The 19,649-nt window shown below is 30.9% G+C and carries 23 protein-coding genes; 7 read left to right on the top strand and 16 right to left on the bottom strand.

Annotated features, from left to right (window positions below; all coding sequences use genetic code 11):
- Positions 1 to 17 precede the first annotated feature (17 nt).
- From ACTTAY_RS02795 to moaA, 7 genes are read right to left on the bottom strand one after another with little or no spacing between them, the layout of a single operon-like run.
- A complete protein-coding gene (locus ACTTAY_RS02795; protein ID WP_440651169.1) occupies positions 18 to 263 on the bottom strand; it encodes a DUF1244 domain-containing protein in 246 nt (81 codons plus the stop codon).
- Positions 256 to 840 (bottom strand): sulfite oxidase heme-binding subunit YedZ, encoded by a 585-nt coding sequence (locus ACTTAY_RS02790; protein WP_440654514.1) that lies wholly within the window; start codon positions 838 to 840, stop codon positions 256 to 258. Before ACTTAY_RS02790 ends, ACTTAY_RS02795 begins: the two co-directional genes overlap by 8 nt.
- The gene (gene msrP / locus ACTTAY_RS02785; protein WP_440672270.1) at positions 840 to 1,745 is read right to left on the bottom strand and encodes a protein-methionine-sulfoxide reductase catalytic subunit MsrP; all 906 of its coding nucleotides are present in this window, start codon (positions 1,743 to 1,745) and stop codon (positions 840 to 842) included. Before msrP ends, ACTTAY_RS02790 begins: the two co-directional genes overlap by 1 nt.
- Complete coding sequence (locus ACTTAY_RS02780; protein WP_440672268.1) at positions 1,732 to 2,184, bottom strand: molybdopterin synthase catalytic subunit; 453 nt, start codon at positions 2,182 to 2,184, stop codon at positions 1,732 to 1,734. Before ACTTAY_RS02780 ends, msrP begins: the two co-directional genes overlap by 14 nt.
- Positions 2,184 to 2,453 (bottom strand): molybdopterin biosynthesis protein MoeD, encoded by a 270-nt coding sequence (locus ACTTAY_RS02775; RefSeq protein WP_440672267.1) that lies wholly within the window; start codon positions 2,451 to 2,453, stop codon positions 2,184 to 2,186. Before ACTTAY_RS02775 ends, ACTTAY_RS02780 begins: the two co-directional genes overlap by 1 nt.
- A gap of 5 nt (positions 2,454 to 2,458) precedes the next feature.
- A complete protein-coding gene (gene moaC, locus ACTTAY_RS02770; RefSeq protein ID WP_440672266.1) occupies positions 2,459 to 3,004 on the bottom strand; it encodes a cyclic pyranopterin monophosphate synthase MoaC in 546 nt (181 codons plus the stop codon).
- Between the two features lies 1 nt (position 3,005).
- Positions 3,006 to 3,998 carry a GTP 3',8-cyclase MoaA gene (moaA, locus tag ACTTAY_RS02765; RefSeq protein WP_440672265.1) on the bottom strand — a complete coding sequence of 331 codons (993 nt, stop codon included), beginning with the start codon at positions 3,996 to 3,998 and terminating at the stop codon, positions 3,006 to 3,008.
- Positions 3,999 to 4,031: 33 nt separating this feature from the next.
- Between moaA and ACTTAY_RS02760 the strand changes: the two genes are divergently transcribed.
- Positions 4,032 to 4,871 carry a phytanoyl-CoA dioxygenase family protein gene (locus tag ACTTAY_RS02760; protein ID WP_440672264.1) on the top strand — a complete coding sequence of 280 codons (840 nt, stop codon included), beginning with the start codon at positions 4,032 to 4,034 and terminating at the stop codon, positions 4,869 to 4,871.
- Between the two features lie 35 nt (positions 4,872 to 4,906).
- Here ACTTAY_RS02760 and ACTTAY_RS02755 read toward each other — a convergent pair whose 3' ends face one another.
- The 4 genes from ACTTAY_RS02755 to ACTTAY_RS02740 all read right to left on the bottom strand — a co-directional run bounded on the left by ACTTAY_RS02755 (position 4,907) and on the right by ACTTAY_RS02740 (position 8,668).
- Complete coding sequence (locus ACTTAY_RS02755) at positions 4,907 to 5,869, bottom strand: aldo/keto reductase (RefSeq protein WP_440672263.1); 963 nt, start codon at positions 5,867 to 5,869, stop codon at positions 4,907 to 4,909.
- A 3-nt stretch (positions 5,870 to 5,872) separates the two neighbouring features.
- Entirely contained in the window at positions 5,873 to 6,715 is an 843-nt protein-coding gene (locus tag ACTTAY_RS02750; RefSeq protein WP_440651176.1) for an amidohydrolase family protein, read from the bottom strand.
- A gap of 19 nt (positions 6,716 to 6,734) precedes the next feature.
- Positions 6,735 to 7,589 (bottom strand): SDR family oxidoreductase, encoded by an 855-nt coding sequence (locus ACTTAY_RS02745; protein ID WP_440672262.1) that lies wholly within the window; start codon positions 7,587 to 7,589, stop codon positions 6,735 to 6,737.
- A 74-nt stretch (positions 7,590 to 7,663) separates the two neighbouring features.
- Positions 7,664 to 8,668 carry a substrate-binding domain-containing protein gene (locus tag ACTTAY_RS02740; protein ID WP_440672261.1) on the bottom strand — a complete coding sequence of 335 codons (1,005 nt, stop codon included), beginning with the start codon at positions 8,666 to 8,668 and terminating at the stop codon, positions 7,664 to 7,666.
- Between the two features lie 142 nt (positions 8,669 to 8,810).
- Between ACTTAY_RS02740 and ACTTAY_RS02735 the strand changes: the two genes are divergently transcribed.
- Positions 8,811 to 9,830, top strand: a complete 1,020-nt coding sequence (locus tag ACTTAY_RS02735) for a LacI family DNA-binding transcriptional regulator (RefSeq protein ID WP_440672260.1) — start codon at positions 8,811 to 8,813, stop codon at positions 9,828 to 9,830.
- On the opposite strand, the gene ACTTAY_RS02730 is transcribed toward ACTTAY_RS02735, so the two are convergent.
- Genes ACTTAY_RS02730 through iolG form a run of 3 tightly spaced genes read right to left on the bottom strand, consistent with a single transcriptional unit; the run spans position 9,831 to position 12,608 of the window.
- Entirely contained in the window at positions 9,831 to 10,868 is a 1,038-nt protein-coding gene (locus ACTTAY_RS02730; RefSeq protein ID WP_440672259.1) for an ABC transporter permease, read from the bottom strand.
- Positions 10,865 to 11,605: an ATP-binding cassette domain-containing protein gene (locus ACTTAY_RS02725; RefSeq protein WP_440672258.1), complete on the bottom strand. Its 741-nt coding sequence runs from the start codon at positions 11,603 to 11,605 to the stop codon at positions 10,865 to 10,867. The genes ACTTAY_RS02730 and ACTTAY_RS02725 overlap by 4 nt, the downstream gene beginning before the upstream one ends.
- 1 nt (position 11,606) lies before the next feature.
- On the bottom strand, positions 11,607 to 12,608 hold the full coding sequence (gene iolG / locus ACTTAY_RS02720) for an inositol 2-dehydrogenase (protein ID WP_440672257.1): 1,002 nt from the start codon (positions 12,606 to 12,608) through the stop codon (positions 11,607 to 11,609).
- A gap of 134 nt (positions 12,609 to 12,742) precedes the next feature.
- Here iolG and iolE point away from each other — a divergent pair, with 134 nt between their 5' ends.
- A complete protein-coding gene (gene iolE / locus ACTTAY_RS02715) occupies positions 12,743 to 13,645 on the top strand; it encodes a myo-inosose-2 dehydratase (protein ID WP_440672256.1) in 903 nt (300 codons plus the stop codon).
- Positions 13,646 to 13,688: 43 nt separating this feature from the next.
- Here iolE and ACTTAY_RS02710 read toward each other — a convergent pair whose 3' ends face one another.
- Complete coding sequence (locus ACTTAY_RS02710) at positions 13,689 to 14,654, bottom strand: hydroxyacid dehydrogenase (RefSeq protein ID WP_262589488.1); 966 nt, start codon at positions 14,652 to 14,654, stop codon at positions 13,689 to 13,691.
- 112 nt (positions 14,655 to 14,766) lie between these two features.
- Here ACTTAY_RS02710 and ACTTAY_RS02705 point away from each other — a divergent pair, with 112 nt between their 5' ends.
- The 3 genes from ACTTAY_RS02705 (at position 14,767) to ACTTAY_RS02695 (ending at position 17,791) form a co-directional block, all read left to right on the top strand.
- On the top strand, positions 14,767 to 15,363 hold the full coding sequence (locus ACTTAY_RS02705; protein ID WP_440614590.1) for a TRAP transporter small permease: 597 nt from the start codon (positions 14,767 to 14,769) through the stop codon (positions 15,361 to 15,363).
- Positions 15,363 to 16,652, top strand: coding sequence for a TRAP transporter large permease (locus ACTTAY_RS02700; RefSeq protein ID WP_440618623.1), 1,290 nt, complete (start codon positions 15,363 to 15,365; stop codon positions 16,650 to 16,652). The genes ACTTAY_RS02705 and ACTTAY_RS02700 overlap by 1 nt, the downstream gene beginning before the upstream one ends.
- A gap of 86 nt (positions 16,653 to 16,738) precedes the next feature.
- The gene (locus tag ACTTAY_RS02695; protein WP_262589484.1) at positions 16,739 to 17,791 is read left to right on the top strand and encodes a TRAP transporter substrate-binding protein; all 1,053 of its coding nucleotides are present in this window, start codon (positions 16,739 to 16,741) and stop codon (positions 17,789 to 17,791) included.
- Positions 17,792 to 17,831: 40 nt separating this feature from the next.
- Here ACTTAY_RS02695 and ACTTAY_RS02690 read toward each other — a convergent pair whose 3' ends face one another.
- Positions 17,832 to 18,302 (bottom strand): tetratricopeptide repeat protein, encoded by a 471-nt coding sequence (locus ACTTAY_RS02690; protein ID WP_262589483.1) that lies wholly within the window; start codon positions 18,300 to 18,302, stop codon positions 17,832 to 17,834.
- A 105-nt stretch (positions 18,303 to 18,407) separates the two neighbouring features.
- Between ACTTAY_RS02690 and ACTTAY_RS02685 the strand changes: the two genes are divergently transcribed.
- A complete protein-coding gene (locus ACTTAY_RS02685; protein ID WP_440672255.1) occupies positions 18,408 to 19,640 on the top strand; it encodes a cytochrome-c peroxidase in 1,233 nt (410 codons plus the stop codon).
- The last annotated feature ends 9 nt before the right edge of the window (positions 19,641 to 19,649 follow it).

The raw sequence follows: 19,649 nt of genomic DNA, 5'->3' as shown, positions 1-19,649 counted from the left end.
TAGAATTGAATAGAAAGTTACTTCTGATATTTTTCTTTCCATTCAGAGTAGGGCATTCCATAAATATGCTGCCTTGCATCAGGATCTGATATTTCTACTCCTTTTTTTTCAGCTTCTTCTCTATACCATCTAGACAAACAATTTCTGCAAAATCCAGCTAAATTCATTAAATCAATGTTTTGAACATCTTTTCTTTCATCTAAATGTTTCATTAATCTTTCAAGTGTAGCTGATTGAATTTCTTTTTTTAGATTATCATCCATAATTTACGTTCCTATTTTTAATTTTAATTCTTAAAGCAAGTAAAACAAGTATTATTACCAAATATACTAGTGGTCTAAAAAAAATTGTTTTAGATAACCATATATAATGAAGAGCTCCAAATATCGCTATTACGTAAATTAATCTGTGTAATTTTTTCCAATTGTTTTTAAGCAACTTCATCATCATTTGAGAAGATGTAATTGCCAATGGAAGTAATAACACCCATGCTGCAAATCCAATAAAGATGTATTTTTTTTTCAGAACATCATCAATTATCGGCTGTAAATTAAATCTATAATCTATACCTACGTAAGTAAGGAGATGAAGAGATGCATAAAAAAAAACAAACAATCCCAACATTCTTCTAAAACTTATCCAAATATTTAAATTAGTTAGCCTTTTAAGTGGCGTCATACTTAATGTTAGACAGATAAATATTAAAGTCCACTCTCCAGTAAAATGAGTAATTTCTTTTACAGGTTCTGGTCCGAGTTTGTTGAAGTATATTTTGTAAAAAATTAATAAAAATGGAATTGTACTTAAAATAAATACACCTGGTTTAAAATATTTTCTCATTAAAAATATTTTTTTAGATCCATCCCTGTATATAAATTTGCAACTTCATCTCCGTAACCATTAAACATCAATGTTTTTACTCTTGGCACCCAAATATCTTTACCAATTATTCTTTCTGTCGCTTGAGACCATCTAGGATGATCTACATTAGGATTAACATTAGAGTAAAATCCATATTCTCGTGGAGATGCCCACATCCATGATGAAGTCGGCATTTTTTCTACAAATTTTATCTTAACAATTGCTTTTGCACTTTTGAAACCATACTTCCAAGGGATAAATATTCTCAGAGGCGCTCCATTTTGATTTGGAAGCTTTTTACCATACAAACCTGTTACAACTGTAGTTAAAGGGTGCATTGCTTCATCAATTCTTAATCCTTCTTTATAAGGCCAATTCAAAACCGGATATCTTTGACCTTTCATTTGTTCAGGATCATAAACACTTTCAAATTCAACATACTTTGCTTTGCTAGTTGGGTTTACTTTTGACAATAATTTACTTAACGAAAAACCCATCCATGGAATAACCATTGACCATCCTTCCACACATCTTAATCTGTATATTCTTTCCTCAGATACAAATGCCTCAGTTATTTCTTCCATAGAAATTTTGATAGGTTTTTCAACTTCACCCTCAATACTTATTGTCCATGGTGATGTTTTAAAATTTTGTGAATTAACATAAGGATCACTCTTTGAAGTACCGAACTCATAATAATTATTATAAGTTGTTATATCTTTATAACTTGTAAGTTCATTTCTATCATCAGCTTGAGTTTGACTTGCAAAAGGAATTGTAGCTACCGCTAAAGAACTTGCACCATACCCAAGAGATTTAATAAAAGATCTTCTATTTTTATAAATTTTCTCTGGTGTTATTTCTGAGTACTTAATTTTTTTCATGAATAATAGGATTACCTTTTAACCAATCGCTTTGATTATTTGTATAATGTTCTTTTTTCCATATAGGAGACCTTTTTTTAATTTCTTCTATTATATATCTTGATAGAACATAAGCCTCATCTCTATGCTTACATGCAACTGCTATAATAATACTAATTTCTCCTAAATTTAAGTAACCTTTGGCATGTTCAATAAAAACACTCTTATAGTTTATATTTAGTTTTTCTTCAGCTTCATTATAAATTTCCTCAAAACTTTTTATTACCAAAGCATCATGGCTATCATATGTAATACCTAAAACACTTTTATTATTATTTTGATTACGAACTGTGCCACTAAAAATTAATGAAGCTCCAAAATCATTGGATGCTATAAATTTTTCAGCATCAATTAATGATAATTTTTTAACTTTACTATCTACAATGTCAGTATGAAGCATTAGCCTCCTCCAATTGGAGGAATAATACCAATTTTTTCATTGTTTGTGATTTTATAATTGTCGCTAACGATATTATTTTTTTCTGAACAAAAAGCTGAAGAGTTAATGATTTTTATATAATTTTCATTTCCATTAAATTTCTGATCTACATATTGAATTATTTTATTCCTTATATCCTTGATTGTTGTTTTTTGACCCAGATCTAGTTCTAATATATTTTGGTCACTAAAATCTCTAGCAGCTCCAAACAACTCAATTTTAACTTTCATAAAGTTTAGAAAAAATCTTTTAAAAAATTCGGAAGTCCATCTGGATTTTTCCATAATCCAGTTTTTCCACCTTCTTTAATTAATAATTTTACATTATCTATTTTTAGATGAGGATTTACAATTTTGCTTAAATCGTAAATTGTAATCAGAGCTGCATTTACACCCATTATTGCTTCCATCTCCACACCTGTTTTGGCATAAGCGGAAACCACACAGTATACTTCTAGTGAACTATCTTCTTCATTCATTATGATTTTAGTAGCCGTATGATCTATTGGAAGAGGATGACACAAAGGTATTAATTCACTTGTTTTTTTAACACCTAATACCGCCGAAACTTCTGCTAAAGTAATTGGATCACCCTTAGGCATCTTTTTACTTTTAATAAGTTCAAACACCTCTTTGCCAACATAAATTTTTCCTGATGCCAAAGCTCTACGGAATGTTTCTTTTTTTTCAGAAACATCAATCATTTTAAATGAATTTTTTTCAAAAATTTCTTTTGCCCAGTTTTTTAAGTCATTGTTAGTTACAATCTTTAAATTTTTCATCTTATCCACCTGTTGTTGATAGATTTTTTGTTAATCCTGTTTCCCCTATTTCAAGATAGTGAGATTCTTTTTTATAATTTAATTGTTTCAAAATTAAATCTTTCAGTTCTTCAGTTTGGTCATCTCTTTGCATCAAGTGTCTAATATTTATTCCAGTATTTCCAAATAAACACAATCTTAAATCACCTTTAGCAGTTATTCTTAGTCTATTACAACTCTTACAAAAATCTTTTGAGTAGGGTGCAATAACACCAAATTTTCCTTTGTATTCAGGATTTATATAATTCTTGGAAGGACCAGCATCTTTACCAAATGTTTGAATTACCCAATTATTATTATTTAAATAATCTGTAAATTTATTTGCAGACACATGATACTGATTAAAATAATCTAAATTATCTCCAGTTTGCATTAATTCTATATATCTAAAATCAATTTGATTATTTTTTATAAAATTAGCCCAACTTTTAAAATCTTCTTCTTTATCATTAACGCCTTTAAGAAGGACAGCATTAACTTTAATATTTTTAAAATTTAGTTTTTGTAATTTTTTAATTCCTTCTAAAATTTCATTTAATCTATCATGTCCAGTAATTTTTCTAAAAGTCTTTGGATCAAGACTATCAATACTTATATTTATACCATCAAGACCACTCTTATTTAAATCATCTGCAATTCTATCTAAGTGATATCCATTAGTAGTAATTACAGTTTTTTTAATACCTGAATTTTTTTTAATTATTTTAATTATATCCAAAAAATCTTTTCTAACTGTAGGCTCTCCTCCAGTTAATCTTATTTTAGACACACCTAATTCTGATAAAGCTTTTGCAAGTCTTCCAATTTCTTCTTTAGTGATAAAGGTTCTGTTATCACTTTTATCTATCTTATAACCATCAGGTAAACAGTAGCCACATTTAAAATTACACACATCAGATATTGACAATCTTATGTATGGAAACCTCCGCCCAAAACTATCTTTGAGAATATTCATATGATATATTGAGTATTATTTCTTAAATAATCTATGAGTCAAATTTTAAATGATAATGAGATCAAACTATTTAAAAGAGATGGAGCGGTATTTTTAAGAAATAAATTTGATATCAAATGGATTGAGCTTTTAAGATCTGGAATAAATAAAGCAAAAAATAATCCAAGCCCCAGGTTTACTAATCATACCACAGATCCAAATTTACCTTGTTATTTAGAGGATTTTTGGACATGGAACTTACATAAAGAATTTGAAAATTTTGTTTTTAATTCACCTACAGCTAAAATTGCCTCTGAATTACTAGATGCTAAGCAGATTAATTTAGTAATGGATAATTGGTTTTTTAGAGAAGCTGGCTCTACATCTAAACCACCATTTCATCATGATATTTCTTATTTTGATTTTGAAGGTTCCATGTGTGTTTTGTGGATACCTCTTGAACCAGTAAGAAAAGAAGATTCTATAGCCTGGATAAAAGGCTCTCATTTGTGGGATAAATTATTTCTAAGAACTCGTTTTAAAGACGGTCATAAAGTCGATGGAGCAGAAGGAGTTGTGAATGGTGTTAAGTACGAATTAACCCCAGATATAATTTCTAATAAAGAAAATTATGAGTTTTTAGAATGGGATTTAGAAGTAGGAGATTGTGTATATTTTGATATTAGGACTTTGCATGGAGCTTTATACGAAACTACTCCAAAATCAGACATAAACAGATTTACACTTAGAATGGCAAAAGAAAATTCAAAAATAATTTATAGAGGTGATTGGGCTAGAGAAGAAAGATCAATTATGGAAGCTAATGGATATAAAAACGGTGATGATTTAAGTGGTAAAATGTTTCCAACCCTTTATGCAATTAATTCAAATTAATTATAAAATCTATTTGTCTTAAATTTTTTTAAAATTTAGCCTGGAGTATATGTCCTCTCAGCCTCTGGATCTTTGGTTGAGTAAGGTAATTTTAAAACTTCATTCCAAAATTCTTCTGGTATATCTGTTTCAGCCCAAGAAATATTTTTTTCAATACTCTGAACACTAGTAACACCACAAATGGTAGATGTTATTCTTTTATCTTTCATAGAAAATTGTAAAGCTGCAGCACCCATTTCAACATTATATTTCTTACAAACTTTTTCTATTGCTTTAGCAGGTGCAAGTTTTTCTTCAGTAGCATCCTGATAAGTTATTTTTTTAAAATTACTTGGACCTTTTGCCAAAACACCACCTGCGTAAGGGGCAGCGTTGAAAATAGATATATTTTTACTATGAGCATAACTGTACATTTCATCTGCTTCTCTATTTAACAAAGTGTATCTGTTGTGATTTATTATGACATCAAAGTCCCACTTTTTTAAGATAGGGAACATAATATCTATTCTTCCCATTGCTAAACCAACTGCTTTTGCCAAACCTTCTTCTTTAATTTTAAACAATTCATCCAATGCCCCATCTTTTTTAGTTACGTCATTAATATCTTTTACATATTCTGGGTCATGAAGAAATAATACATCTACAGAATCAACGTTTAAAGCTTTTAAACTTTCTTCAACAGACTCCCTTGTTCTTTTTTTATCAAGAACTAATGTATCCATATTTCTATCGATCTTAGTTGATAAGACAAATTTTTCTGGCCACCCACCATTTTCTTTTATTGCCATACCAATTCTTTTTTCACTCTCTCCCATTGCATAATTTCTTGATGTATCAAGCATATTTACAGGACCTTGAAAAAATCTTTTTAGTGTTTCCTGAGCTCTTTGTTCAGGTACTTCATAACCGTAAGTATCTGGCATACTACCTAAAGAGGAGGTTCCAAAACTCAATTCAGTGACTTCAACGCCAGTATCTTTGATTTTATTTTTTTTCATAAATTATATTTTAAGTTTATAAAACTTTTTTGCATTATTATAAAAGATGTTTTGTTTTTCATCTATACTTAAATCTTTAAGTAAATTTGTTGCTGCATTATACCATCCTGAATAATTTGTTCTTAAGTTACAGACAGGCCAATCAGATCCCCACAAAATTTTTTTATCAGTAAATAGATTTAATATCTCATCTACATATGGTTTTAGATCTTGCTCAGTCCAATTTTCGCAGGCTTCTGTGACCATTCCAGAAAATTTACAATATACATTTTCTAGCTTAGATAATTTGTTCATACCTTTTTGCCAATGAATAAATTCTTCTTGTTTATTATTACAGATTTTTGGTTTCATTAAATGATCTATGATAAATCTTAGAGAAGGATATTTTGTAGCAATTTTGTAAAAATTTTCTAGGTGCACTGGAAATCCTAGTGCATCAAAGCTTAAATCTAAATTAATTATATTTTTAAAAAAAGTATCAAAATTTTTATTTAAAACCCAATTTTCATCTGGAATATCTTGTATCATAGGTCTTACTCCAAGAAATTTAGGATGTTTTGAGAAAATTTTTAATTGTTCTAATTGATTTTGGTCTTCAAAATTCACCCAACCAATAACTCCACAAACTAAATCAGAACCTTCAGCAATATTTAACATATATTCAGTTTCTGCATTAGTTGCTGCAGCTTGAACTAAAACAGTTTTGTGTAAATCTATTGAGTCAGAAACTTGAATTAAATCTTTAACTTCATATTTTTGATTTAATATTGGATTGTCTTTTGGCATCCAATGATAATCACCCCTTGAAGGATCCCAAAAATGTTGATGTGAATCAATAACTTTCATAAGTTATTATAAATTAGGTTCACTCTCCCAAAATGCTTTCATCTAAAATCTTAGTGTCATATGCTGAATAAGAATGCCATCCTGCAACTGTTTGATCAAAATCAACAATACTTCCAGTCATAATACCCGACTCATCTGAGCACAAGAAAGCTAAGATCTTAGCAACATCCAAAGGTTTGTTTAATCTTTTAAATGGAACTTTGGCTTCAGCTTTTTTTAGCCAGTCATCATCTGCATTATGAAATTTTTTTTGAATTACTGTTTCTGCTGGCGTATCTGTCCAACCTAAATTTACACCATTCACTCTTATTTGGTGCCCAGATACTGAATTTGCAACATTTTTAATCATTATAGCTAATGCTGCTTTAGAAGAGCTGTAAGCGGTTAAGAAAGGCATACCACTATATCCGGCCATTGATAAAATATGAGCAATAGTTCCTTTTTTTTTATCTCTAATCATTATTTTTATAACGTCTTGCATCATAAAAAGTGGAGCTTTTACATTTACATTAAAATTTTTGTCATAATTCTCCTCTGTTGTGCTTAAGATCGTTCCTCTTTCTGTAAAAGCAGCAACATTAATAAAACTATCTACAGTATTGAATTTTTTATCAGTCTCAGAAACTATTTTTTTACAATCTTCAAGTTTTTCTAAATCTGCTTGAACGTATAAGCATTCCGCGCCTATACTTTCTATTTCAGATTTTACTTTATTTCCTTTATCACTATTCCTACCACAGATAGTTACTCCTTTGGCACCTCTACTTGCAAGTAATTTTGCTGTCTCAGCTCCACTACCTTGAGTACTTCCTGTTACAATTATTATTTTATTTTTAAACTGGTTAGCTTGATCAGATATATATTTATTAGTCATAAAATTTTAATTTGTACAGATAACTAAGCCCAATATAAAATTGGGCTTAGAAACTTTTAAGAAGAATAATGATTTTATCCTGCAATACAAGATCCAATGTTTGGCTTCATACAAACATCAAGACCTGTATAGATTGCTTTTAGTGATGGGTTGTCAAATTTTAATGCTTTACCATCTACTATGTCTTTAAGAACATACATAGCTTTGTAGCCCATCATATATGGCTGTTGACCTACTTGACCATGAGTTCTTCCAGCATCTAAATCTTCCATTTGCATAGGAAGAGTATCTGCAATTACTACTGCAGTTTTCATAGAACTAATTCTATCTGCATGCTTTTCAGTAACTCTTCTAAAAGCTTTAGATACGAATTGAGGAAAACCTCCAGTTGGTACAAATGCAGTTAGGTTAGGATGTTTCGCAAAGATATCTTCCATCTGCTGTACAGAAAGAGGGAAATCGTCATTCGTGTACAAAGGACATCCGCTAGCTTCAGTCCATCCATTTTCACCTTTAAGAGCCGCACTAGGATAAGTTCCTGAATCTGCTCTTCCAGCAATAGTATCTCTTATACCTGACATTCTTTCATTGTGGTTTGCAGCTGCAGCACCACCAGATTGTATACAAATTTCACCACCGTTAGGTTTTAACATCATAACGATTTGTGCAAGGTATACACCAATGTCATAGTTTTTTGTTCCAACATAAGCTGCTCTTAAACCAGCATCTTTAGTTAAAAGATCTGAGTCCCAAGTAATGATTGGAATATCTGTTCCTTTAACAGCTTTTGCCATTGCAGCTGCGTTAGAAGATGCAACAGCAATTCCATCAACACCTTTAGCTATTAAATCTTGAACAATTTGAACTTGTTCTTGCTCAGTATGCTCTCCAGGTCCAATGTATAAACATTCTATCCCACCAATTTCTTTCTCAGCAACTTTACAACCATCTCTCGCCAAATCAAAAAACGGGTTGTTCATAGCTTTTGGAACTAATGCAAAAACTTTATCAGCTGCATATGAAATTCCAGAAATTGATACAAAAATAAATGCTAACATTGCAATTATTGTTTTTCTCATATTTCTCTCTCTCTTAGTTAGTTAATTTATTTAACAAATACTATTTAGAATGAGTCTACGATTCAAGTAAAATGATGTGATTCAACTAAAAAGTGATACATCAAATGATTGATTTTACATCAGTTCATGATACGATGTTTACATGAAAAATCATTGGAAAAATGTTTCTATAAAGAAAATTTCTGACGAATCAGGATATGGTACAGCTACAGTAGATAGAGTTTTGAATAACAGAAAAGGGGTGAGTAAAAAAACTAAAGATAAAATCTTAAATATTTTAAATAACCTTCAAAACGGAAATAATAAAAATCAAACTAAAAATATTTTAATTTGTTGTCAATCAGGACCTTCGTACAACAAGACTCTTGAGGAGAGTTTAGATAATATTAATAATGAAATTTATAAGTTTAATTTGATAAAACATTTTATTCCTGCAAAAGAATTTAAACCTATTCAATTTGTTAAAATTTTAAGAGAAACTGCAAGTTTTGATGCAGTGATTATAGTTTCTCAAGAGGACCAAAATATAATTAACGAGCTAAGTAAAATTATAAGTGAAGGAAAACCTGTGATTACATTAACCACTGATTTTCCAAATTTGAGCAGAACAGCTTATATAGGTAATAATCAGTCTAATGCTGGATCTACTGCTGCAAATATAATTGGAAAAAATGTTGGGAAAAGATTAGGTTCAATTTTGATGGTTATGAGTATGCCATACAGGTGTCAACAAGAAAGAGAACTAGGTTTTAGAAAAGTATTAAGATCAGAATTTCCAAATCTTAAAATCAAAGAAAGTGTTTTTAATTTAGATACATCGGAACAAAGTTACAAATATGTAAAAAAATATATTAAAGAAAATGGACCACCGTTAGGAATTTATAATATTGCTGGAGGAAATTTAGGTGTCTCAAAAGCAATTAGTGAAATGAATGTAAAAGATCATATTGTATTTGTAGGTCATGAACTAAATAAAAATTCTAGAAATCTTTTAGAAAATAATAAAATGGATTTTGTTATAGGCCATGATGTTGAATTAGAAATCAAAGTTGCATTTGATAAAATTTTAGATTTTGAAAAAAATCCAGGTAATCAAAATTCTTTTTTTTCAGATATATTAATTTTCAATAGATATAATTGTATGGATAAGAAAGTTTATTAACTAATTCTTTTTATTTTTAACTTTTTCTAACCAAACTGCACCCACGATAAATATACCTAAAAACGTTCCTTGCCAGTAAGGGTCAATTCCAGCCATTAGAAGGCTGTTTCTAATTGTTTCCATTAATGCAGCACCAATAAATGCTCCAAAAGTGCCACCAACACCGCCCATTAAGTTAGCACCACCTATGACTGTTGCAGCAATTACTCTTAACTCATAAGTGTAACCTAAAGCATTAGTTACTGACCCCATCCATCCAACTATCATAACCGCAGAAATTGCAGCAAATAATCCACTGATCATGTATACGGACATTTCAATCCATCTTGTATTAATTCCAGATAATTCAGCCGCCTTTTTATTGCTACCAACTGCAAAAACATGTTTGCCGTAGGAGGTATATTTCAATACTAAACCCATAACTATTGTAAGAAATATTAATAACCAAGTTGCATTAGCAAGACCTAGCATTGAACCTCCTCCAATTTCATAAAACATTTCATCTTTAGGTCCAAATTCATAAAACATTTTATTGTTTGAAACCACTAAAGCTAAACTTCTCGCTGCAGCCATCATTCCTAAAGTGACCACAAATGGAGAAAGTTTAAGATAAGCAATTAAATATCCATTTACTGCACCAATTAAAGTACCTGCAAGTAAAGCTAAAATTATTGATACCCAAACGTATACTCCTTCAAAATATGAAGCTTTGGAATACCATTCAGGTAAAAATTGAGCATCCAAAAATAAACCACATATAACTCCTGTGACACCCATAATTGACCCAACTGACAAGTCTATCCCAGCTGTAATAATCACAAATGTCATTCCAATTGCCATTATTCCGATGAAAGAAAAGTTTCGTGTAATATTAAAAAGATTATCTTTGCTAGAAAAAGCATCTTCTACAAAAAACATAATAAAACAAATCCCAAATAAAGCTATTGTTACCCAAAAAGATTGTTCAGAAACAAGTTTTTGAAATAAATTTTTTTCTGTCTTGGAGATTATTTCCTGATTAAATTTTACTGAACTCATACTTTATCTATTGCCCCTGTAATTAAGCCTGTTGCTTCTTCTGTAGAAGAATCTTTTATATTTTTTTCACAAACTTTTTCACCTCGTCTTAATACTACTAGCTTGTCACATACTTCAAATATATCTGGCATTCTGTGACTAATTAACATTACAGCTATTCCTTGATCTTTTAATCTTTTTATAAGATCTAATACTTCAGCAACCTGTCTAACACTAATTGCTGCAGTGGGTTCATCCATTAAAACTAATTTAGGATTTGTAAGCCTTGTTCTTGCAATTGCCACAGCCTGTCTTTGTCCTCCAGACATTTGCATAACTAGATCTTTTGGCCGAGTTTCAGATTTAAGTTCCTCAAATAATTCAGAAGATTTTTTAAACATTGCTGGATAATCCAAATATTTAAATGGCCAAATACCTTTTTGTATCTCTCTACCTAAAAACACATTAGATGCTGCAGTTAAATGATTACAAAGAGCTAAGTCTTGATAAACTACCTCTATACCAGATTTTCTTGCATCTATTGGTTTTTCAAATGACACAGTATTATTTTCAAACTTTATTTCACCACCTGAGGGTTTAAAATTACCAGCTATAATTTTTAACAGTGTAGATTTACCTGCTCCATTATCTCCCATTAATCCTACGGTTTCGGCTTCTTTAATATCAAAACTAACTCCCGTTAAAGCCTGTATAGCTCCAAAATTTTTTTCAATATTATTTAAAGAAAGAATACTCATTTTAGAATTTTACATCTATTACTTTGCCACTTTCAAACGATTCATAGGCAGCATTGGCAATTATTAAAGCATTTCGACCATCCTCAAATCCAACTAATGGTTTTGTTTTATCTTCAACACATTTTACAAACTCGTTAAATTGATCTCTGTAAGCTTGCTCGTATCTTTCAATAAAAAAGAAATGTATGGGCTCTTTTTCATTTGTTGAAGTGCTTGTGTATCTTTCTAAAGAAGTGGGGGTTTGATTGTTTGAAATTACCATACCTTTACTTCCAAATACTTCTAATCTTTGATCGTATCCATAAACTGCTCTTCGAGAGTTATTAATATGTATTAAAACACCTTTTTTTGATTTTAAAATAAACATTGCGGTATCTAGATCTTTTTCCTGCTGTGCATTTTTATCAAACAAAGCATCTCCAAATGCGGATATTTGAACCACAGGATCGTCCCCTAAAATAAATCTAGTTAAATCAAAATCATGGATAGTGGTGTCTCTAAAGAATCCTCCGGCAGCTTTTAAATAGTCAATGCCTGGAGGCTCAGGATCTCTACTTGTGATAACAACCATTTCCAATTCGCCAATTTCTTTTTTTATTCTTGCTTGTTGTGCCTTTGCATGGCTGGCATCAAATCTTCTATTAAAGCCAATTTGGATAGGAACGTTTATTCCTTTTATATTTTCCATGCATTCATTTACTTTATTAATATCTAAATCAATTGGCTTTTCACAAAAAATTGCCTTTCCTGCTTTTGCTGCCATAGTAATAAATTGTGTATGAGTTGGTGTTGCAGAAGCTATAAGAACTGCATCTACATCATCTGAATTTATTGCTTCCTCTGGTGAAGATGCAATTGAGCATCCTGTTGATTTTGCTACTTCTTCAGCAAATTGAGAATTAACGTCATATATGTATTTTAATTTTGCTTTGGGATGAGATGCTATAAATTTAGCATGCATTTTTCCAATTCTTCCCGCACCCATCAAAGAAAAATTAAGCATAGGAATATAGAACAGAATTAAAAAACAAAATCAAGAAACATTTTTAATGATGAATTAAACATCAATTTCAAATATAATTTTCTTGATGCACAAAACATCATATTCTAAAAGAATTTAAATTTTAAATAATTTGTATGACAGTAAAATTAGGAATTGCACCAATTGCATGGAGTAATGATGATATGCCAGAATTGGGTGGTGATACTCCTTTAGAACAATGTTTGTCTGAAGCTAGTCAGGCAGGATTTATTGGAATTGAGTCTGGTGGTAAATTTCCAAAAAAATCAGAAGAATTAATTCCTAAACTTAATGAATTTAATCTAAATCTTTGCTCAGGTTGGTATGGAGCTAATTTAAGAACAAATAGTGTTAATGAAGAAAAAAAAGTTATTCAAGATCAGTTAAAACTTTTTAAAGATTGTAATTCACCTTGCATGGTTTTTGCTGAAGTTTCTGGTTCTATTCAAGGGGATCCAAATCGAAAACTATCTACTAGACCTCAAATGGATTTTGAAGAGTCTAAAAAATACTATGAAAAAATTTCAGAAATGGGAAAATATCTTGAAGATGAAGGTATGCCGCTTGCTTATCATCATCATATGGGAACAGTAATAGAGACTGAAGAGGATACAGTAAGATTGCTTGAGAACACTCATGATAGCGTAAAACTTACATTAGATACCGGTCACATGTTATTTGCTCAGGGAAACTCGTTAAAAATATTAAAAGACTTTAGCGAAAGATTAATTCATATACATTGCAAGGATATTAGAAAAAGTGTTTTAGAAAAATCTTTAAAAGAAGACTTAAGTTTTAGAGCAGCATTTTTAGAGGGTGCATTTACAGTTCCAGGTGATGGATGTATTGATTACAAACCTTTATTCGATGTGTTGAAAGAAAAAAAATATTCTGGATGGTTAGTAGTAGAAGCAGAACAAGACCCTGCAAAAGCAAATCCATTTGAATATGCAAAAATAGGATACAAGTATCTTACTGAAACTTTAAATCTTAGTGGTATTGAGATTTACAAAAATTAACTTTCAATAAAAAATAAACCTAAACTTTAAGATTAATTTCTTACTACAGTCTTACAATTTTTGATTTTTCCAAAGTATCATCGAAATAATCAATTATATTTTGAATTGTTTCTACGCCCATTCTTGTCATACATTCATCAGTAAATGCTGCGGTATGTGGGCTTAAGTAAACTTTTTCATTTTTTAAAAGAGGATTATCATTTTCGGGTGGTTCTTGTTTAAATACATCAATTCCTGCTCCAAATATTAAATCTTCATTTAAAGCCTTATCAAGATCTTCCTCATGAATAATTCCACCTCTAGCGGCATTAATGATGATACAGTTTTTCTTCATCGTTTTAAGCAAATCGTAATTAATAAGATTTTCTGTTTTTTCTGTTAAAGGCATATGTAAAGAAATTACATCCATGGTTTTTACTGCTTCTTCAAGATTATCAACTTTTTTTCCACCAAGCTTCTCTATTGTATCTTTATCTACAAATGGATCGTAGACAAAAACATTCATTTCAAATCCTAAACATCTTTTAATAAGTGCTTTACCGATTCTGCCAAATCCCATAATTAGGAAATTTTTTTTCCATACCTCAATAGTCTTGGGTAATTTATTTCTATCCTTAAAATTACCTTCTTTAACCGTTGTATGATAAAGCTCTCTTCTTTTTGCAATATTTAGCAAGACAAACATAACATGCTCTGCAACTGTAACTGCATTTGCATTAGCTGTAATAGCAATTTTGATATCTCTTTCTTTAGCTGTTTTTAAATCAATATTATCGTAGCCAACTCCATGTCTAGATATTATTTTAAGATTTTTGGCTTCGTTAATTACCTCACCTGGTAGTTTTGCTATTCTAATTGAAGCACCATCACAATCTTTTATTTTAGCCTTTAAGTTTTCTACTGAAACATCGTCAGTTACCTCTACATCAAAATCTGGATGGTTATTAATTAATTCCATGCCTTTATCATGAACTTTTTGGATAACTAGAATTTTCTTTTTATTACTCATAATTTTATTTAAGCTTTTCTGTTGAAGGCTTTTCTAATACGAAAAATATCCAACAATGTAAAATAGTTTTTTAAAAAGTTGTAATTATTTTCTTATTAAAATAAATTTAGTTGTGAATTTAACTATAAAAACTCTACTTTATATTTTTAACTTTCTTGAAAAGATAAATACTTTTTTTCTAAGAATTGGAAGACAATTTGCATGGATCGCAATTTTTTTAATGGTTGTCGTAATTATGATCCAGGTTTTTTTTAGATATGTTCTCAACAACGCATTACCTTGGCCTGATGAAGTTGCGAGATTTTTAATGCTATGGATGACAGGGTTAATTGCTCCTTCAGCTTATAGATGGGGTGGTTTTGTCTCAATTGATATGCTGGAAAGATTTTTACCTAAAATTATATCAACTTTTTTAACCTTATTTTTATTAATCATATCTTTATTTGTTTTGATCATTGGACTTGAATTAGGTTTGAAACACATTAATGCTGGATGGATATTTAATTCAGCTTCAATCAAAATTCCATTTAATTTAATTGGCGGCAAAGCAGAGCCAATAAAATTAGCTTGGATGTATATGTCGTTACCTGTTGGAATTGTTTTTTTGATATCAGTAAACATAGAGTTAATTTTAAGAAATTTTTTGAGTAATTTTACAAAACTAGAATTACCTGAAGATTTAGATAAACAAAAATTGGAGACACAATAATGTTAATTTGGTTTCTCCCTTTATTTTTATTATTTTTATTAATTGGATTACCAGTATTTTTTGGATTGTTGGCTGCTCCTGGAATTTTACTTTGGCTAAATGATCAATCTAGAGATGGAGCAATGCTTTATAGAAATATTTACAATGGAATTGATAGTTTTCCTTTAATGGCAATACCTTTTTTTATGTTAGCTGGTGAGCTAATGAATAGGGGAGGAATTACTCAAAGATTAGTAGAATTTAGCCAGGCGATGATGGGGCATTTAAAAGGTGGTTTGGCACATGTTAACGTCTTAACTTCAATGCTTTTTGCTGGCTTATCTGGATCTGCAGTTGCAGATACTTCTGCAATTGGTTCAATGTTAATTCCTGCAATGGAGAAGCAAGGGTATACTAAAAAATTTTCAGCAGCAATTACTGCAGCGAGTTCAGTAATTGGTCCAATTATTCCACCTTCAGGAATAATGATTATTTACGCATACGTTATGGGAGAGAGCGTAGCTGCCTTATTCCTAGCAGGTATTATTCCTGGAATTTTAGTTGGTGTTAGTTTGATGGTCACAATCAAGTTTATGGCTAAAAGATATAATTTTCCTGCCGTAACAAAAAAGACAACATGGAGACAAAGAGGAAAAGCTTCTTTGAAAGCTTTTTTTCCATTAATGACTCCTGTTATAATTTTAGGAGGTATACTTGGAGGAATTTTTACTCCAACTGAAGCATCTGCAGTTGCAGCTGCTTATGCAATGTTTATTGGTTTATTTGTTTTAAAATCTTTAGAGTGGAAAGACGTACCAAAGGTTATGACAAAAGCCGCAATGGTTTCATCCGTAGTATTGCTTTTGGTTGGTGCTGCAATGGCTTTTAAAACAGTTGTTAGCTTATCTCATGCACCAGAATATCTTGCTGAATTTGTTTTAGGATTAACTGACAATCCTTATATTTTATTATTTCTGATTAATATTTTACTATTTATTGTTGGAATGTTTTTAGATGCTGGTCCTGCAATAATTATTTTAGGACCAATACTTGGACCAGTGTTTGTAGAATTAGGTGTACATCCAGTTCATTTTGCAATTATTATGTCAGTTAACTTAACTGTTGGTTTAGCAACACCACCAATGGGTTTAGTTTTATTTGTTGCATCCTCAGTTTCTGGTGAAAGAGTTGAAACTATATCAAAAGCAATATTGCCATTTTTAGCAGTAGAAGCAATTGTAATATTTTTAATTACTTACTTCCCGTCAATCTCAATGACCATTCCTTTACTTACGGGTTTTGCAAAATAATTTTAATTTTTAGATAATAGACACTGAGGTTCAATTTAGGTATAGTTTCTATACTTAAATATATATTTAAAGAGAGGGAAAAAATAATGAGTAAAATAATTAAATCATTCTTTTCATTATTATTCTTAATTAGTTTTACAGCTTCTGTTTCAGCTGCTGATTACAACTTAAGAATGACAATGAACTCTAATGATCAAGATGAAGACTATGATGGTGCAGTAGTATTTAAAAACTATGTAGAAGCAGCATCAAATGGAAAAATATCTGTAGAACTTTTCGTAGGTACACAGTTATGTTCTAAAGGAGCAGAATGTTTACAAGGTGTTTCTGATGGAAGCATCGACGTTTACATTTCTACTTCTGGAGGAGCAGCTGGTGTATTCCCATATGTTCAAGTTTTAGATTTACCATACCTAATGGCAGACGACAGAATTGCTGAAGATGTTATGCAAGGTGATTTTGTAAGAACTATGAGACAAATGGCTCTTAAAGATTCAGGCGATACAATAAGATTAATGACTATTGGAAACACTGGTGGATGGAGAAATTTTGCTAACACTAAAAGAAGAGTTGCAGAACCATCAGACATGAAAGGTCTAAAAATCAGAACTGTTGTAGCTGACTTACCTCAAGAGCTTGTAAGAGCTTTAGGTGCATCACCAACTCCTATTCCATGGCCAGAATTATTTACATCTTTTCAAACAGGTGTAGTTGAAGGTTCTAAAAATGGAATAACTGACATTATGAACATGAAGTTTCCAGATGCAGGTCTAAAATATGTTACTTTAGACGGCCATGCATACATGGGAGCACTTTGGTGGATGAACAATGCAAAATATCAATCTATGCCAAAAGAACTTAAGAAAGTTATTACGGATGGATTTTATGCATTGCAACAAGCAACATTTGCATCTCCAAAAAGAAAATCAATCAAAGCATATGAAGACTTTGTAGCAGGCGGTGGAGATTTATATGTTCCAACTCCAGCACAAAAAGCTAGCTTCAAAAAAGCTGCTAGTCCAGTTTATGATTGGTTTAAGTCAAATGTTAAAGGTGGCGGACAAATCTTTGACGCTTTAACAAGCGCAGTTGCTGATGCTGAGAAAAAAGCATCAAGTGCATACGACAAAGACTTATAATCTTAATTTAATGATGGGGCGGATTTAATTATTCGCCTCATTACCTAAACGGATAAATCCAAGCTTTGTAATCTTTAATAAGTATATGCGCTTTTTCAATTTGTTCAGGAGTCATTTTTTTAACAACTTCTTCTTGAGAAATCGCAGCATCAGGATCGCCTCCAATAGCAGACAAACCATACCACATGTAAGCTCTAACAAGATCAGGAGCAGGAAGTCCTCTACCGATTTCATAATACCACCCAACACCCGATTGAGCACCGGGATGACCTTTCATCGAAGATCTAAGATACCATTCAAAAGCTCTAACATCGTCTTGCTCAACTCCAAGACCCATTGCATACATTATTCCAATAAGTTCTTCAGCATCAGCGTTCCCAGATCTAGCAGCTGGCATCAGCTCTTCCATAGCCTCTTGAAATTTTCCAGCTTCCATCAAATCTCTAGCATTTTCAATTTCTGCAAAAACTATAGATGGAATAAAAAAAATTATAAAAAAGTATCTCAACATATAAAAATATTAATATTTATAATTCCATTTTTAATTTCAGCAAACAAAACATATTCAATTGAATTACCAAAACCTTTAACAAGTAATGATTTTCATAAAGTTGATATGGAAAAGGTTAAAATAGGAAGACTTTTATTTCATGATAAAATTTTATCTGCCAATCGTAATATTGCTTGTGCAACTTGTCATAGCCATGATTTAGGAGGGTCTGATGGACTTTCATTAGGTATTGGTGAAGGAGGACATGGTATTGGATTAGAAAGAACAGCTGGATCAGGGGATGATAAAATTAAAAAACGTATTCCAAGAAACGCTTTAGCATTATGGAATTTAGGATTTAAACATATTACCACATTACTTCATGATGGAAGAGTGACTAAATCTGATATATTTGGAAATGGTTTTAATACCCCAGCACAAGAACTGCTTCCAAAAGGTCTTGATAATATAGTTGCTGTTCAAGCTTTATTTCCAATGACAAGACAATTTGAAATGGCTGGAAATCCAGGTGAAAATGAAATTATAGGATTGGTTTCAAAAGTTGGTAAAGATAGTATGAGAATTGATAGAGTCTGGCCTGTAATCGCTCATAGAATAAGAGGGGTTCCTGAATATGTTGAGATGTTTAAACATGCTTTTGATGATGTTGATAATGCTTTAGACATAAATATTACACATATAGTAAACTCAATTGCAGCTTTTGAAATTCATGAATGGACATCTTTTGACTCTCCTTTTGATGAATATTTAAACGGCAATAAATCAGCTTTAAATTCAAATCAGATTGCAGGTATGAATTTATTTTATGGCAAAGCTAATTGTAGCTCATGTCATTCAGGGTCTTTATTGTCCGATCAAAAATTTCACTCAATAGGTATTCCACAATTTGGACCAGGCAGAACCAGACCATTTGATCCTTATGCACGTGATGTTGGAAGAATGGTTGAAACAGATGATGTCGATGACATGTATAAATTTAAAACACCTGCGCTAAGAAATGTTTCTTTAACAGCACCTTATGGTCATAATGGTGCTTATCCAACACTTAAGGGCATAATTAAACATCATTTAAATCCAGTAACTATGAATAAAAATTGGAAACCTCAATATGCAAATTTACCAAAGGCTCCATGGTTAGAACAAATAGATTTTGTGACTTTTTCTGACAAAAGAGAACAGGATAGAATTATTTCAAGTATAGATATCAAGCCAATAGATTTAAGTGAAAAAGAAATTGATCAATTAGTCTCTTTTTTACAATCTCTAACTGGAAAAAGTGGAAATCAAAGACCACTCGGTAAACCAGAAAAAGTACCAAGCGGATTAACAATTGATTAAATTTATTTA

It is taken from the genome of Candidatus Pelagibacter sp. HIMB1715 (assembly GCF_052047595.1).
Classification (GTDB): Bacteria; Pseudomonadota; Alphaproteobacteria; order Pelagibacterales; family Pelagibacteraceae; genus Pelagibacter.
Note: the sequence above shows the minus strand (reverse complement) of the source record. Positions and strands in the feature narration are given on the sequence as shown.